Origin of the sequence: Protofrankia sp. Cr2 (assembly GCF_963555885.1) — a bacterium.
Classification (GTDB): domain Bacteria; phylum Actinomycetota; class Actinomycetes; order Frankiales; family Frankiaceae; genus Protofrankia.
Genome location: NZ_CAUVXG010000079.1, coordinates 1 through 14888, shown reverse-complemented (window position 1 = coordinate 14888; position 14888 = coordinate 1). Strand labels below are relative to the sequence as shown.

Below are 14888 nucleotides of genomic sequence, written 5' to 3'. Positions count from 1 at the left end.
CCACCCGGGCCGCCGTCGGCGACCGGTCGAGGTTCAGGATCTCCGGGCGCAGCGGGATGCCGGTGAGCCGGCCGCCGCGCAACGGAGTGTTCGGGTAGGAGACCGCCACAAACGGCGTGAACCGGGCGCCGATCCGGTTCGCCACACCTGGCACCGGGTTGGCCTCGTGGACGACGATCGGGATACCCGCCCGGCGCGCGGCCAGGTAGGCCGGGACGGACACGTACCCACCGAAACCGACGACCACGTCCGCGCGCACCCGCACCAGCGTCGCCGACGCCTGGCTGACGGCCCCGGCGAGCCTGCCGGGCACGGTGAGCAGGGATGGCGTGGGCTTGCGCGGCAGCGGCACCTTCGGGATCGTCACCAGCTCGTAGCCGCGGGCCGGCACAAGCCTCGCCTCCAGCCCGGACTCCGTCCCCAGGACGGTCAGGCGCAGCCTGGGGTCGGCGGTCCGCAGGGCGTCGGCGACGGCCAGCGCAGGTTCCACATGGCCCGCCGTGCCACCGCCGGCGAGCACCACACTCCTCAGCATCGTTCACGACGATGACACACCTCAATAGTGGATCACTCCCCGGGTACCGCCGCCACCCGTGTCAGGTCCTTGTCAGGCCCTCGACCCGAGGGCGGTGATCGCGGCGTCGGCCAGCCGGCGGGCGGCGAGCTCGAGGCGTTCCGGGGAACTGCCCGCAAACGACATCCGCATGGTCGCGGGATCGGGATTATGCACGGCGAACTGCGGGCCGGACACATATGTCACCCCGCGGCGGACCGCGGCGTCGAGCAGGTCGTCCGCGGACAGGCCCGGCGCGACGACGCGCCCCCAGACGAACAGCCCGCCGGCCGGGTCGTTGACCTCGACGACCCCCACCAGATGTTCGCTGACGGCGGCACGCAGGGCGTCGCATCGCAGCCCGTAGACGGCCGGCAAGGTCGCCAGGTGCGCGTCATACCAGCCCGCACGGCCGAGAAGCTCGATCAGGGCGTACTGCATCAGCGTCGAGGTATGCAGGTCAGACCAGCGCTTCGCGCGGCCCACCGCGTCGGCGAGCGCGCGCGGCACCACCACCCAACCGGCCCGGAGTCCCGGTCCGAGCGTCTTGGAAAATGACCCGATGGTGACTGTACGATCACTATAGGCCGCGATCGGCGGCACGGGATTCCCACTGAAGCGCAGTGCCGGGTACGGCTCGTCCTCGGCCACCACGAACCCGTACCGCTCGGCGAGGTCCGCGAGTTCGCGGCGCCGGACATCGGTGAGCGTAGCCCCGGTCGGATTGTGAAAGGTCGCGACCGTGTAGACGAGTTTGGGACGCTGCCCGCCGGCCAGTCGTTCGGCGAGCACGCCGACATCCATGCCGTCGTCGTCGACCGGGATCGCCAGGAACTCCGGCTGGTACATCTCCAGGCAGTGCAGCGAACCTGGGAAGACCGGCTCGTCGATGGCCACAAGATCGCCGGGGTCAAGCAGCGTGCGCGCGATGACGTCCAGGCCCTGCAGCCCACCGGTGGTCACCACGACCTGGCTCGGGTCGACCGGGCGCCCACGGTCGACCGACGCCCGGTCGGCGATCCAGGCGCGCAGCGCGGGAAGACCTTCGGCCGCCGAGTACTGCAGGGCGGCCGTCGCCAGCTTCGAGGTCGCCACCTGGCGCACGGCCTCGCCGATCTCTGCGGCGGGCAGTGTCTCCCCGGCCGGCAACCCACCGGCGAGCGAGATGACGTCACCGACCTCACCGAGTCGCAGTGGGTCACGCATAACCCACGTTCCGACCTCACCCATCCGGCGGGCGAGCGGAACCGGTCCCGGCAGGATCGCCTCAACCGACTCGCTGTCGCTCATCGCCGTCCACCACCCCTCTGAACCACTCCACCGTCAGCAACCCCGGCCTCCGGGCCTGCGAGAAAAACCATGATCGCACGCCCTTCGGCCCACGAGCCGGGCCTCCGTTCGCGGGAAGATACTCCGGAGAAAGCCGGCCGCGACAACGGCCCGGCCTTCTCCTTGCCTGGACATCGCGTTCGGCGCGGGTCAACGGCGTGCGGCTGCGGACATCCCGTCGGTGATGTCGCCCCCGTCGCCGGGGTCACCACCAGCAGGGCCACCACCACGGCGGTCACCACGACCGCTGTCACCCGATCCGCCCCTGACAACCCGCGTGCGGGACCAGAACCGGCGCCCGCCACCGGACGTGGCGTCACGTGCCTCCCGAGCCTCGCGTCGGGCCGCAGCCCTGGCGCTGAGCATCGCCGCCGCCGCCGGTTCGTGCCGGGCGAACGACAACAGCATCCCGACGGTGAGCATCGTGGGAACCAACGCGGAACCCCCGAAGGAGACCAGCGGAAGCGGGATGCCGGTGATCGGAAGCAGCCCCACCACGGCACCCATGTTGATCATCGCCTGACCGAGCAACCACCCCGTGGCGGATGCGGCGGCGAGCTGGATGAACGGGTCTGCCGTGCGATGGGCGACCCGGATACCGGCGAACCCGAGAACGGCGAACAGGATGACGACGACCAGCGTGCCGAGCAGGCCCAGCTCCTCACCGACGATGGCGAGGATGAAGTCGGTGTGGGCGTTGGGCAACAGCCCCGGCCACTTCTCCCGAGACGCGCCGAGTCCCTCCCCCCACCAGCCTCCCGAGGCCAGCGCGTACAGGCCCTGGACCGCCTGGAAGCCGGTGTTGTGTGCGTCCGCGAACGGGTCACGGTAGGACAGCAGCCGTTCGAACCGGTACGGCTCCCGGACGGCCAGAACGGTGCCGGCCAGCAGAATCACACCGCTGATCGAGGCGAACACCCGCAGCGGGGTGCCGACCACCCACAAGAGGGTGAGCAGGACCACGAGCACCACGATCGTGGTCCCCATGTCCGGCTCAAGCATGATCAATATGCAGATCAGGAGCGCTCCGGGGACGAGCGGGACCAGCAGGTGCTTCCAGTTCCCCAGCAGCTTGCGTTTGCGCACCAGCAGATCCGCACCCCAGAGCACGAGGCCGAGCTTGGAGATCTCACTGGGTTGCAGCGTGTACGGTCCCAACTCGATCCACCGCTGGGCGCCGTTGATCGACTTTCCGAACTGTGGCGTCAGCACAACCACCAGCAGCACCAGCGAGACGATCATGAACGGATACGCCAGCACCCGGAATACCCGCATGGGCAGCCGGCTGGCCAGCACCAGCAACGGCAGGCCGATGCCGACCCAGGTGGCCTGCCGCGCGAACACCGCGTAGGACGAACCCAGCTGGTCGAACGACCGCACGCTGGAGGCCGACAGCACCATGACCAGTCCGAGCAGCAACAGCAGCCCAGCCGAGGAAAGGAGCAGGTAGTAGGAGGCCAGTGGCCGAGCGAGTACCGGCACCCGGGTGTCGTCGGCCCCGTACACACCCGGCTCGGGCCCGCCGAGCGCGGGCGCCTCCCCCCCGGTCACCACGTCCCACTCCCCTGCTCGTCATGGAACACTCATGGAACGCGCCCACCGAGGCCATCGTCGTGCTCGCGCGGCTCGCCCGGGGACGCGCCTATCGTCCCCCACCGAATAGTCCACGCCGCCAGCCTGTCGGGCGCCGACCATCGCGGGTGTGTCGGGCACGAGCCTGCCCGACTGCGGTCCCCGGCCGGCTAAGTGGTCGGTAATACGGAGTGGTCGGTAATACGAAGTGGTCGGTAATACGGAGTGGTCGACAATACGGAGCCGGATGCCAACGTACGGTATCAGATCGGTAATTATCGCCGCAGCAAGCCCCTGACGAGGTTCTCGGACGAGACTGAACCATGTCCCAAAACCAGGTGGTCCAGATGCTGCGAGACGCTGTCGGTGACGCCCGTGTGCTGACCGACCCGGAGGTCATGGCCGGCTACGTCCAGGACTGGACCGGACGATTCGTCGGGCGGACGTGTGCTGTCGTGCGTCCGGTGGACACCGCGCAGGTGGCTGCCATCGTCAAGGCCTGCGCACACCATGAGGTTGCGCTGGTGCCGCAGGGCGGCAATACCGGGCTCGTCGGCGGCGGCGTCCCGACACGTGGGGAGGTCGTGCTCAGTCTGCGCGGGCTCGGCGAGCCCCTGTGGATCGACGCCGCCGCGGGCCAGGCCACTGTCGGGGCCGGTGTCCCGGTCGGTGTGCTGCGCGCGGAGGCGTCCGCGGCGGGCCTGGCCTACGGCGTGGACCTTGCCAGTCGTGACTCCGCCACGATCGGCGGCACCGTTGCCACGAACGCCGGTGGCCTGCGGGTACTGCGCTACGGGGACACCAGGGCACAGCTGCTCGGAGTGGAAGCGGTGCTCGGCGACGGCAGCGTGGTCTCCCATCTCACCGGCCTGTCCAGGGACAACACCGGCTACCACCTGCCATCGTTGCTCGCCGGCAGCGAAGGTACCCTCGGTGTCGTCACCGCGGTCCGGGTCCGGCTTGTGCCGGCCACCCGGGCACGGGCGGTGGGTCTGCTGGGGCTCGCATCCGTGCCCGACGCGGTCGCGGTGGCATCCCTGCTGCGCAACAATCTGCCCGGGTTGGCCGCGGCCGAACTCATGCTGGCCACGGGTCTCGATCTTGTGGCGGAAACATGCAACCTACCCCGACCGCTGCGTGGGACGCATGTGGCCTACCTCCTCGTCGAGGTCGGCGGGGACACCGCGGACGGGGAGACACCTCTCAACACGTTGGCGGAGGCGGTCGCAGGTCTGGCGGGCGTCAGGGACGCCGCCCTCGCCGGTGACCCACGTGGCTGCCAGGCACTGTGGTCCTTCCGGGAACGGCATCCCGAGTCGATCAACACCCGTGGAACGCCGGTGAAGATGGACGTCACCCTGCCGCTCGCCGGCCTGCCCACGTTCGTCGAGGCCGTGCCCGCCACCGTCACGGGCATTGCGCCGCAGGCGAGGACATGGCTGTTCGGGCATGTCGCCGAGGGCAACGTGCATGTCAACGTCACCGGCGTGGGATCCGCCGGGGAGCGGGTGGAAGACGGCGTGTTCCGGCTCGTCGCCGCCAGCGGTGGCAGCATCAGCACCGAGCACGGGATCGGCACGGCAAAACGGCGCTGGCTCCCACTCAACCGCTCACCGGTCGAGATCGCCATGTTTCGGCGGATCAAGCAGGCCCTTGACCCGGTGGGCATTCTCAACCCGAATGTTCTGATTCCTCCGGATCTATCCTGATCCCTGCTTTCGTCCATTACTACGTAAAGTAGCCGTCATACGGTACGGCAGGTGTGCATGGCGAGCGCGAAGGCGGCGCCACGCTCGCGGTAGTCACGAAAACGTCCGAAGCTCGGCGCCGCGGGCGACAGCAGGACGACGCCGTCGGGTCGTGCCCACCGGAACCCCTCGACCACGGCGGCCGCGAGGTCGGGCGTGTCCACTGTCGTGACATGTGGGCCGGCGCCGGCCTCGGTGACCTGACGGCGGATGTCGGGGCCGTTGTCCGGCACGGTGAGGATGAGCGTGTCCAGCATGCGGGTACGTAGGCCGACAGCCAGCGGCCGGTAGTCGATGCCACGACTCTGACCGCCCACGACCACGGCGATTCTGCGGTCGCCGAAGGCCTCGACCGCGGCGAGTGTCGGTAGGACGTTGGTGGACAGGCCATCGTCGACGAATGTGACGCCGTCGACTTCGCCGATCACCTGAAGCCGGCTGTCCAGCCCGGCGAACCCCCCGGCTGCGGTACGCAGCTTGTCGTCGTCGACCGCCTCGGGTACCCCCAGTGCCCGCAGGCAGGCGCCGGCTATCAGGGCGTTGCGTCGGTTGTGCAGACCCAGCAGGCCCAGTTGGCGGATCCATTCGCCGCCCGCGCCGCCGTCCGCCTCGCCGCCCGCGCCGCCGTCCGCCTCGCCGCCGTCCGCCTCGCCGTCGGCGCGCACCCATGCCACCCTCGGGCCGAGCAGGCCCCGGTGCGCGCGGATCAGGTCGCTGTCGCCGTTGGCGATGGTCAGATCGGCACCGGGTTGGGAGCAGGCGGAGAGCTTGTCCCGAAAGTACGTCTCCTGATCATTATCATGCCATGGCAGGTGATCGGGATGCAGCGAGGTGACGGCGACCACCGGCGGGGAGCATGCCAGGTCGGTCGCCTGGTAGCTGGACACCTCGATGATCCAGAAGTCGTAGTCGCCGCCAACCAGCGGATCATATGGCGGAACGCCGATGTTGCCCGCGACCAGGCACCGGTAGCCGAGCCGGGTCAACAGATGCCCGGCAACCGCTGACGTTGTGCTCTTGCCCTTGGTGCCGGTCACGCAGACCACCTTCGACCGGTCTGCATCGACGAGCCACAGCCCCACCCCGCCGACCACGGGGATACCGAGCCGCTCGAGGTGCCGCACGGTCTCGCCGTACCGCGAGATTCCAGGCGCCTTGATGACGATGTCACAACGGGTGAGAGCGCCGAGGCCGCCCTCGGCGGTCACCAGCAGCGGACGGCCCTCGATGTCGGTCCGCGCGCGGGCGTCGTCGACGAGCACCGGCTCGATCCCCCGCGCGAGGCAGGCGCGCAGGTTGGCCTCGCCCTCACGGCCCAGGCCGTAGAGACCGACCTCACGGCCGCACAGGTCAGACCAGGAGATCGTCGGGCGCATACCGGTCCGGAACGAAGTGTCGGCCGTGCGGGATGAGCAGCTCCTCAGGCGTGGGTTCCCCCGGTAGCGGACCGAGCGCGGCCAGTACGGGTGAAGCGCCGCGGTCACGGCGTCCGGTGGCGAGCAGGGTGGCTACCCGGCACTCGGTGACGTCGCCGACGCATTCCCAGGGCTTGCTGTCCGCGGACAGGCCCAGCAGGGCGCGGAAACGGCCCAGCAGCGCCATGTCAGCCAGTGGCTCACGTCCGGCGAAAACCCGCCGCAGCGTCGGCTCGTCCATGAACGGGGAAAGAATCAGATCGATGAAACAGCACTTGTCGCACTGCCCGCACCAGTGGTCCAGCCGCTGTGCGGGGTCGATGTGGAAGGCGCGGTTGCAGCTGCGGAAATGGTCGAAGTACTGCGGCAGCGCGGCGAACCGCCGGGCGATCCACAGTTCGGTGAACGGGCGCAGCAGGGAGAAGTACTCCGGCCGGCCCCCGAGAGTCTCGGCGAGGACCGACCGCAGGGCGGTCTCGAACGCCTCGCCCTTGGAGTACTGGTGATTGATGGAGCGGCCGTCGACCTCGATGGTTCCCACCGACGCCGACCACTCGTTGGACATCACCACCGCATCCCGCCCGTCCAGCGCGGCGGCCATCACGGCGATCGCCGAGAGAATCCCCGTGACCGGCACATGCCCGTTGAGGAAACCGAGCTCCGCCGAGCGCAGCACCTGGTTGTCGATGAGCCGCTCCGCCCGGACCACCGGCAGGCCGGTGGCACCAGCGGCCCGTTCAATGGCCTCGAACCGGTCACCGGGCTGGTTGACGACGAACAGGGCCGGGTCCTTGGACCTGGGCCGCACCAACTCCACGGTGACGATGGAGTCCACGCCACCCCCGAACGGAACCAGTGGCCGACCCTCGTCAGGACTGAACGCGACCGGCGCCTCCCGTGTCAGCCTCGGGCCGACGATCCGCAGCTCGGAGAGATCAAGATTGTTGCGGTAGGCGAACTCACCCAGGCCGTCGAGATAGAACTCCCGCAGGAAGGCACGCTCGACATCCGTGACCGCGGTGTCACCGAGATCGATGAGCGGCGGGGCCGCCGACTTGTAGTACGAAACCGCAGCCACCAGGAACACCAGCCGCGCCGCGGCGGCAACCGCGGGCTCGCCCCACGCACCACCGCCGGGGAACGTCACCTCTTCGCGGAACTCCCGCCCGTCGAGGCGGTAGCGGCACACGAGCCGGTCATGGGCAGGATCCATGTCGTAGCCGACATAACGGAAAACTTCCCCGCGCCGGGGCGACCCGTTCACAGGACGTCCTTCCCACGTAGTGCTCCGGGGACTACGGCCTCCGGGCGCGCGATCTGACGATCCTCGCGCGCCCTTTGGCCACTTAGTGCTCCGGGAACTGCGGCCTCCTGCGATGCGACAGAACCACGATCGCATCGCCTTTGGCCCCTTAGGCGGGCCACCGCGGCGAACCGCCCGCACGGGTTCTCGGCCCGGTGGCTGAAAAAGGGAGTGTCCGGACCGGTGCCAAGGCCGGTGCGGTGGATCTGGTTTTCCGGTACGCCCGCGGCAACCAGTTGCAGGGTGTTCGCGCCGGCCACGTCAAAGGTCCACTTTCCGAGGCCGTCGGGTCGCAGCACCGCGTCAGCGCGCCCGCCGAGGGCGGCCCGCACGGCGTCCACGACCTCTGCACCGACCTGGTAACGGTCAGGGGTGATCGAGGGGCCGACGCCGACGACGACGTTGCGCGGGTCACCGCCGAGGCGCCGCATGGCCGTCACCGCCGCGGGGGTGGCGCCGCGGACGGTCCCGCGCCAACCGGCGTGCACACACGCGAGCACCCCGGCCACCGGATCATGCAGGACGACCGGGACACAGTCCGCCGCCAGGACAGCCAGCACGAGTCCGGGAGTCGTCGTCACCAGCCCGTCGGTCAGCGGTATCGCGTCCGAGGCCGAGCGGGCGCCCCGACCGCGATGCTCGTGGGTCACGACAGCGACATTCGGACTGTGCGTCTGCGCGCAGAAGACGAAGTCGTCCAGGGTGGCGCCGAGTGCCGCGGCCGCTCTTACCCGGTTCGCCAGCACGGCGGCATTGTCGTCCCCGACCCGCAGGCTCAGATTGAGCGAGGTACAGCCACCGCCGGAAACCCCGCCGCCCCGGGTGGTGACGAAAACATCCACCAGCCGCTCGTCAAAGCCCGCCCAACACAGTACCTCCAGGCCGGACGTTGTTCGGCGAAGCCGCGACGTCGCCATGCCGGCGGTCATCTCCCGCGACCTCGCCAGCTGTCGGCTTTCAACGTCGGCAACCGCCCGTTCCAACTCGGCCGGTCACTGATGTCAATCACTGACCGGAAACCTCGGGCCGACACCGGTGAACAGCGCACTCCAGCAGTAAAGAGCACACCGGTAAACAGCGCCCGTCTCCCGGCGGCGCCCGGGGCCGCCCGTTTCGAGGATACACATCAGGAACCACCGTGCGAGAGGAACTCCGCGTAGAACAGGCCGAGCCCGAACGCCACGGCAAGGCCGGAGACAATCCAGAAACGGATGATTACGGTGGTCTCCGGCCACTCTGCCAGCTCGAAGTGATGATGGATCGGCGCCATGTTGAAGATTCGTCTCCGGGTGGCCTTGAAGAAGGCGACCTGGAGGATCACCGACAGCGTCTCGACAACAAAAAGCCCACCGAGGACGAACAGCAACAACTCGGTCCGGCTGACGATCGCCATACTCGCGAAGGCCCCGCCGAGCGCCAGTGAACCGGTGTCGCCCATGAATATCTTCGCCGGGCTGGCATTCCACCACAGAAACCCGAAACAGGCTCCCATGGCGGCGGCCGCGACAAGTGCCACGTCCAGCGGGTCGCGGACGAAGTAGCAGCCGTCCGGGGCTGCGCCACGTTGGCAGAGGTTACCGAACTGCCAGAAGGAGATCACCACATAGGCGCCGAACACCATCGCCGAGGTACCGGCGGCCAGGCCGTCCAGGCCGTCGGTGAGGTTCACCGCGTTCGACGTCGCCGCGATGATTATCCAGGCGAGCAACGGGAACCCGATCAGACCGATCGAGAAATCGGTGTCGCGGACGATCGAGATGAACGTCGACCCGGGCAGCAGGCCGTTGGCGTTCTTGAACCGGACCGCCAGCAGACCGAACGCCAGGGCCACCGCGGCCTGGCCGGCGAACTTCGTCCGCGCGGTGAGCCCGAGGCTGCGCTGCTTACGGATTTTGATGTAGTCGTCGAGGAAGCCGACCATACCCAGGCCGGTCATGACCAGCAGGACCAACAGTCCGGACGCGGTGAATCCGTTCATCGTGATCAGATGTGCAACGAAATAGCCGACCAGCGTCGCCAGGATGATGACCGTGCCACCCATCGTGGGGGTACCACGCTTGGTAAGATGACTTGACGGTCCGTCCTCGCGGATTTCCTGTCCGTAACCCCGCCGACGGAACAGCCGGATGACCGACGGTGTTCCCAGCAGCGACACCACCAGGGCCACCAGCGCGGCCACCAGTACGCCTCTCACCCGTGTGCACCCCGCTCGGCGGACCGAACGCCGTCCGTCGGCTCATCGGCGGTCAGCTCATCGGCGACCCGCTCGAGGCCGAACGCGCGGGACGCCTTCACCAGCACGACGTCACCCGGCGCCACCCGCTCCCGCAACAGCCCGCACGCCGCCTCGACGTCGGCGACCCAGACAGACTCCCCTGACCACGAACCCTCCAGTGACGCCCCTAGGTGTATCCGGCGAGCTTCGGCCCCCACCACGACCAGGTGTGGCACACCAAGGCGGACCACCAGCCGCCCGAGCGCGTCATGCTCGTCGTCCGTGGCCACGCCCAGCTCCCCCATGCCCCCGAGCACGGCCCAGGCCCGCCGGCCGCGGCTCATCTCGACCAAGGTCTTCAGCGCCGCCCGCATCGACTCCGGGTTGGCGTTATAGGCGTCGTTGACGACCGTGACACCGTTGCCCGTGACGGTGACCTCCATCCGCCACCGGCTGCGGGCCCGGGACCGGGACAACGCGGCCGCGGCGCGCTCCGGCGACAGCCCGAGACGGATCGCGACCGCCGCGGCGGCCAGCGCGTTCGCGACGTAGTGCGCGCCGACGAGGTTCAACGCGACAGGATGACGTTCACCGGCGGTGAGTAGGTCGAACCGTGCACGCCCGTTGTCGTCGACGCTGACGCGCCCGGCCCGTACATCGGCCCGCGCGCTCTCGCCGAACGTGATGACCTCGCCGCGGGCCTGAGCCGCCATCGCCGCGACCAGCGGGTCATCGATGTTCAGGACAGCGGCGGTGGACGCGGCCGCGGCGAGCTCCCCCTTGGCGCGGGCGATACCGGCACGCCCGTCCGCGTACTCGCCGACGTGCGCCGACCCGACGTTCAGGACGACGCCGACCTCAGGCCGGGCCAGTTCGCACAGTGCGGCGACATGGCCGAGGCCGCGGGCGCCCATCTCCAGCGCGACGAACCTGGTGGTGGGCTCCAGGCTCAGCAGGGTCAACGGCAGGCCGATCTCGTTGTTGAACGAACCGGGCGCGGCGACCGTGGGCCCGAGCTCACCCAGCAGATCGGCTAGAAGGTCCTTGGTGGTGGTCTTGCCCGACGATCCGGTCACGGCGACCACCGTTGCCGACGAGCGGTCGCGCACCGCGGCGGCGAGCGCAGCGAGTGCGACCGTGGGGTCGGGGACCACGACCGCCGGTACGCCGACCGGCCGTGCCGCCAGCACCGCGGTGGCGCCGGCCCGGACCGCATCCGCAGCGAAGTCGTGACCGTCGGCCCTGGCACCGACCATGGCGACGAACAACGCGCCGGTGCCGACCTGGCGTGAATCGATCACAACGCCGGTGACCAGTGCGGCCGAGTCGGGCACGACATCGAGCCGACCACCGACGACGGCCGCGACGTCGCGCAGGCAGAGCGCTATCACCTGTGGACGCCCCTCCCGCCGGTGCTCTGTTGCGATCCGGCATCGGCACCGGCACCGGCACCGGCCAGCTCGGCCCGCAGCACGTCCCGATCGTCGAAGGGCGTCACAGCGCCGTCCCGCTCCTGCCCGCTCTCGTGTCCCTTGCCGGCCACGACGACCGCGTCCGCCGGCCCGGCCAGGCTCACCGCGAGACGGATCGCCGCGGCACGGTCGACCTCGACCAGCACATCGCCACGGGCGCCGGAGGGCACCGTCGTCCCCCCGGCACACATCTGAGCAATGATCACTTCCGGATCCTCCGACCGGGGATTGTCACTGGTGAAGATCGCGACATCGGCGCCGCTGACCGCAGCCGCTCCCATCAGGGGGCGCTTGCCACGATCGCGGTCGCCGCCACATCCGAGCACGAGGATCACGCGCCCGCCGACCAGCGGTCGCACGGTTGCCAGCAGCGTCGCCACCGCGTCCGGCGTGTGGGCGTAGTCGACGAGACTGACGAACGGCTGGCCGGCGTCGATCCGCTCCATCCGGCCCGGCACGCCGGCCAGGCTCGCAAGCCCGGCGGCGGCGGTGTCGGCCCCCACCCCGGTGGCGACGAGCAGCGCCAGCGCCACCAGGGTGTTGCTGACGTTGAAGGCACCGGGCAGCGCGATGCGTACCTCGACGTCCACGCCATCGGGGCCGTGCGCGCGGAACGTGGTTCCCATGGTACCGGCGCGGACGTCCAGCGCACGCCACTGTGCGTCGGCATTGCGACCACAGGTCACCGCATCCGGGACGGCGGCGGCGAGCCTGCGCCCCCAGGAGGTGTCGGTGTCGATGACCGATACCCCGGTCCGTCCGCGAGCGAACAGGGCGGCCTTCGTCGCGAAGTAGGCCTCCATGGACGGGTGGAAGTCAAGATGGTCCTGGCTGAGGTTGGTGAAGGCCGCGCCCGCGAACCGGATCCCACCGACCCGGTGCAGGGCGATGGCGTGGCTGGAGACCTCCATCGCCGCCGCGGTAACGCCTTGTTCGACCATGACCGCGAGCAGCCCCTGCAGGTCGGTCGCCTCCGGGGTGGTGCGCACCGACGGGACCGCAGCACCGGCCACCAGCGTCGAGACGGTGCCGAGCAGCCCCGTTGTGTGGCCGGCGGCACGCAGCCCGGCCTCCAGCAGGTATGCCACGGTTGTCTTGCCGTTTGTTCCGGTGACACCCAGCAGTGTCAGGGACCGTGACGGATCGCCGTAGACCCACGACGCGACCGTTCCCAGTACCGCGCGTGGGTCGGCGCAGACAAGCACGGGTACCCGCGCGCTCCCGGCCGGGAGTCGGGCGATGCGGTCGGCGCCGGCCGGGTTGGTGAGCACGGCCACGGCACCGGTCGCGAGCGCCTGCTCGACGAAGGCGGCACCGTGCAGGTGGGCACCCGGCAGCGCCGCGTAGAGGTCGCCGGGCCGCACAGCCCGCGAGTCGTGGGTGATGCCGCGGACAACGACCCCCTCGGTCGGGCCGCCGGCCAGAACGAGATCGGCGCATCGGGACGTCAGGTCGGTGAGCGCCCGCGCCGGCGGGGCAACCGGACGCAACACCGGTGAGGTCACGTCGACGACCCTAGTATCCAGCCGCCCCAGGCCCGCGACCGGTCAACGCCTGGCATCGCGGTCGAGGATGAACCTGGGTGCTGTTGTGCCAGGCGGGGGCACTGCGAGGGTCGCCAGGACAAAGGTCATCACCTTCTGGAACACCGGCGCGGCGACCGTCCCGCCGAAATGGCCGTCCCGGGGGTTGTCGAGCACCACCTCCACGACCGCTCTGGGCTGGTCCGCGGGGGCGAAACCCACGAACGAGGCGACATAACCGTTGTAGTGACCGGACGGGCCGGGCCGCTGGGCTGTTCCGGTCTTGCCCGCGACGCGGTACCCGTCGACGGCAGCCAACGGCGCGGTCCCCGAGTCGGTGGCCACCGCTTCCAACATCTGCGAGAGGGTCGTGGCGGTTCCCGTGCTGATCACCCGGGTGCCGGGGTCCCGGGGCGTGGTGTGCACCACCCCGTCCGGTGAGGTGGTGCTGTCCACCAGGCGGGGCGAGACCCGGACCCCGCCGTTGGCGATGGTCGCGTAGACCGCCGCCATCTGGAGCGCGGTCGCGGACATGCCCTGTCCGTAGGGGATCGTGGCCGCCTGCTGGACGTCCCAGGCCGATGACGCTTTGAGGATGCCCGCGCTCTCACCCGGGAACCGCAGGCCCGTCCTGGACCCGAGCCCGAACGCGCGCAGCGCGGTTTCCAGGTTGGCCGAACCGACCCTGCTCGCGATCTGAATCGTCCCGAGGTTGCTGGACCGGGCCAACACCCCGGCCGCAGTGAGGTGCTCGACACCGTGCGTTTCCGCATCGGTGAAGGTCTGACCCGCGATGCGCATGCTCGAGGGCACCGTCACGGGTGTCTCTGGTGAGATGAGGCCGCGGTCCAGCGCCGCGGCCATAGTGATCACCTTGTTGACGCTGCCGGGCTCGTAGACATCCTGGGTGGCGCGGTTCTTCAGCGTCGACGGGTCTGCGCTGGCGAGCTTGTTGGGATCGTAGTCGGGCGCATCGGCCATCGCCAGGATGTCGCCGGTGCCCGGGACCATGACCACGACGGTTCCGCCATCAGCCTGGGTAGCGCGCACCGCTTCGGCGAGCGCCGCCTGCGCAGCCCACTGGATGTCGCGGTCAAGGGTGAGCCGCACGCTCGAACCGGGCACCGGATCGGACTCCCGGCTCGCCGCGGACGGGATGGGCCGACCCGCCGGATCCATCTCGACGCGGCGCGACCCGTCGATCCCACGCAGCACCCGGTCATAGGCACCTTCGATGCCGCCACCGCCCGTGAGGACATCGTTGTCACCAACCGTGGTGAAGCCCACAACATTGGCGGCGAGCGAGCCGGACGGGTACAGCCGACGGCGCTCCTCCAGGACCCCGACGCCGGGAAGCTCGAGTTTGACGACCGTCGTGCCCGCGGCCGGGTCGAGCCCACGGGCGAGGTAGACGAAGCGTCCGCCGCTCTTGAGCTTGGCCATCAGGGTGTCCGCGGGCACCGCGAGGATGGGCGCGAGCACATTCGCGACGGCATGAGGGTCGGTGACGTTACGTGGGTTCGCGTACACCGAACGCGCGTCGACGTCCCGTGCCAGGATCGCGCCACCGCGATCGGTGATGACACCACGGGCCGCGGGCAGCGCCACGTTGTGCAGCCGCCCCTGCTCGGCACGTTTGGCATAGGTGGACGCTTGGAACGCCTGCAGCTGTGTCAGTCGGCCGGCGAGCACTATCAGTAGCGAACAGAGGATGACGACCGCGGTCCGGAGCCTGCGGCGTGGGTTACCCAGTCGCAT

11 protein-coding genes are annotated in these 14888 nt (G+C 69.7%); 1 reads left to right on the top strand and 10 read right to left on the bottom strand.

Translation table 11 applies throughout. From position 1 onward, the window contains the following. The 3 genes from U9978_RS22370 to ftsW form a co-directional block, all read right to left on the bottom strand. Positions 1-535 (bottom strand): UDP-N-acetylglucosamine--N-acetylmuramyl-(pentapeptide) pyrophosphoryl-undecaprenol N-acetylglucosamine transferase (locus U9978_RS22370; protein ID WP_322763117.1); only part of this gene is annotated, 535 nt, incomplete at its 3' end. Positions 536-607: 72 nt separating this feature from the next. Then, entirely contained in the window at positions 608-1843 is a 1236-nt protein-coding gene (locus tag U9978_RS22365) for a PLP-dependent aminotransferase family protein (protein WP_322763116.1), read from the bottom strand. A 189-nt stretch (positions 1844-2032) separates the two neighbouring features. Further along, positions 2033-3436, bottom strand: coding sequence for a putative lipid II flippase FtsW (ftsW, locus tag U9978_RS22360; protein WP_416211101.1), 1404 nt, complete (start codon positions 3434-3436; stop codon positions 2033-2035). Positions 3437-3801: 365 nt separating this feature from the next. Between ftsW and U9978_RS22355 the strand changes: the two genes are divergently transcribed. Continuing rightward, positions 3802-5163, top strand: a complete 1362-nt coding sequence (locus tag U9978_RS22355) for an FAD-binding oxidoreductase (RefSeq protein WP_322763115.1) — start codon at positions 3802-3804, stop codon at positions 5161-5163. A gap of 35 nt (positions 5164-5198) precedes the next feature. On the opposite strand, the gene murD is transcribed toward U9978_RS22355, so the two are convergent. The 7 genes from murD to U9978_RS22320 all read right to left on the bottom strand — a co-directional run. Next, positions 5199-6578: a UDP-N-acetylmuramoyl-L-alanine--D-glutamate ligase gene (gene murD / locus U9978_RS22350; RefSeq protein ID WP_322763114.1), complete on the bottom strand. Its 1380-nt coding sequence runs from the start codon at positions 6576-6578 to the stop codon at positions 5199-5201. After that, positions 6553-7881, bottom strand: a complete 1329-nt coding sequence (locus U9978_RS22345; RefSeq protein ID WP_322763113.1) for a hypothetical protein — start codon at positions 7879-7881, stop codon at positions 6553-6555. The genes murD and U9978_RS22345 overlap by 26 nt, the downstream gene beginning before the upstream one ends. Continuing rightward, complete coding sequence (pgeF, locus tag U9978_RS22340) at positions 7878-8849, bottom strand: peptidoglycan editing factor PgeF (protein WP_322763112.1); 972 nt, start codon at positions 8847-8849, stop codon at positions 7878-7880. Before pgeF ends, U9978_RS22345 begins: the two co-directional genes overlap by 4 nt. A 197-nt stretch (positions 8850-9046) precedes the next feature. Next, positions 9047-10114 (bottom strand): phospho-N-acetylmuramoyl-pentapeptide-transferase, encoded by a 1068-nt coding sequence (gene mraY, locus U9978_RS22335; RefSeq protein ID WP_322763111.1) that lies wholly within the window; start codon positions 10112-10114, stop codon positions 9047-9049. Next, positions 10111-11526 carry a UDP-N-acetylmuramoyl-tripeptide--D-alanyl-D-alanine ligase gene (locus tag U9978_RS22330; protein ID WP_322763110.1) on the bottom strand — a complete coding sequence of 472 codons (1416 nt, stop codon included), beginning with the start codon at positions 11524-11526 and terminating at the stop codon, positions 10111-10113. The genes mraY and U9978_RS22330 overlap by 4 nt, the downstream gene beginning before the upstream one ends. Continuing rightward, a complete protein-coding gene (locus U9978_RS22325; protein WP_322763109.1) occupies positions 11523-13112 on the bottom strand; it encodes a UDP-N-acetylmuramoyl-L-alanyl-D-glutamate--2,6-diaminopimelate ligase in 1590 nt (529 codons plus the stop codon). The genes U9978_RS22330 and U9978_RS22325 overlap by 4 nt, the downstream gene beginning before the upstream one ends. A 42-nt stretch (positions 13113-13154) precedes the next feature. After that, on the bottom strand, positions 13155-14888 hold a 1734-nt coding region (locus U9978_RS22320), incomplete at its 5' end, for a penicillin-binding protein 2 (RefSeq protein WP_322763108.1).